The sequence below is a fragment of the Mariniflexile jejuense genome (genome assembly GCF_042675665.1).
In the GTDB taxonomy this organism is placed as follows: Bacteria; Bacteroidota; Bacteroidia; order Flavobacteriales; family Flavobacteriaceae; genus Mariniflexile; species Mariniflexile jejuense.
The window spans coordinates 1-1,306 of the sequence record NZ_JBHTJI010000002.1 but is presented as its reverse complement, the minus strand read 5'-3'; the positions used below and the strand labels follow the sequence as shown (position 1 = coordinate 1,306).

At 33.7% G+C, this 1,306-nt stretch carries 2 protein-coding genes; both read right to left on the bottom strand.

The window, feature by feature from the left end; all coding sequences use genetic code 11:
* Positions 1-40 precede the first annotated feature (40 nt).
* Positions 41-892 (bottom strand): IS3 family transposase, encoded by an 852-nt coding sequence (locus ACFQ1R_RS11340; RefSeq protein ID WP_379926334.1) that lies wholly within the window; start codon positions 890-892, stop codon positions 41-43.
* Positions 892-1,263 (bottom strand): transposase, encoded by a 372-nt coding sequence (locus ACFQ1R_RS11335; RefSeq protein WP_100613106.1) that lies wholly within the window; start codon positions 1,261-1,263, stop codon positions 892-894. The genes ACFQ1R_RS11340 and ACFQ1R_RS11335 overlap by 1 nt, the downstream gene beginning before the upstream one ends.
* Positions 1,264-1,306 lie beyond the last annotated feature (43 nt).

Genomic DNA, 1,306 nt, shown 5'->3' with positions numbered 1-1,306 from the left:
ATGTCTTGTCCTGAAATATGGCTACAGGTTAAAATTGATTTTACGCTGATAATTTGTATACCATATTCGGTGTTCTAAAGTCTAAAGATAAGTGTAATCTTATTTCGTTGTATAAATTAATTGCATTTTTTGTAGCTCTTTTCGCGTGAGCTATATTTGTAAAGGTCTGATCGAGATAAAATTCGTCTTTAAGAATCCCGTTAACCCTTTCTGCGAGGGCATTTTCATAACAATGATTTTCTTCAGTCATACTAATGTCTATCTTTTTCCTTTTAAGGATTTGCGTGTATACATTGCTACAATATTGTATACCCCTATCAGAATGATGTATGAGTCCATTAATGCTTTTAGCTTGATAAATAGCTTTATTAAGGGCTCTCACGCATCCGTTTAGTTCTAAGCTGTCACTGAGGTCATAACCAACAATCTTTCTAGAATGCATGTCTGTAATCAGGGCTAGATAACAAAATCCTTTAATAGTTCTGATATAGGTAATGTCAGATACCCAAACTTGATTTGCTCTGGTTACTTCAATATCTTTTATAATGTTATTGTACTTATAAAAGCGATGGTACGAGTTGGTTGTTCTGGCACTATATTTCTTTCTAAGTGTAAGCATTTGATGTTTCCTAAGGACGTTAAACAGTGTGTCTCTACCGACTTTAAGGTTGGCTTTGGTAAACTCATTATCTAAGGATTTAACAAGTTTACGCACACCTTCTCTAGGTAGGGATTTGCGTCTTTTCTTTATTATCTCAATAATCTGCTGTTCTATTTTTAAACGCTTATCAGCTCTGTTTTTATACTTATAATAAGCATTGCGTTTATGTCCGAAACAATGGGTTATGGTAGTTAAAGATGCAAATCCCTTAGCTTTTTCCTTGGCCTTGATTAAGGCTTTATACTTAACTTTTTTTTTAGCTCAGCAACTGACTTATAGCCTAGATCTTCTGCAGCTACTTCCAGGTATGAATCTAATACCAAAGCATCTAAATCCTTTTTTAAGAGTAGCTTTTTAAGCTGTTCAATCTCCTTTTGTAGTTCCTTAATTCGTGTTATCTCGTCTTTTGTTTCCACTTTTACTCTGGTGTTCATAAGGTCTTTACGGTTGTATTTTCTAATCCATTCATTGATGGTGGTAGGCGCAATTCCATACAGTTTGCCTAATTGGTTTTTGTTAAGTTTACCTGTTGTAATTTCATCTAAAATTTTCAGTTTAAAAGGTTCTGAATACCGTCTGATTACTTTGTCGTTTCTATACATAATGTTTAAAATTATGTAGCCTTATTTCAGGACGGGTCAAAAT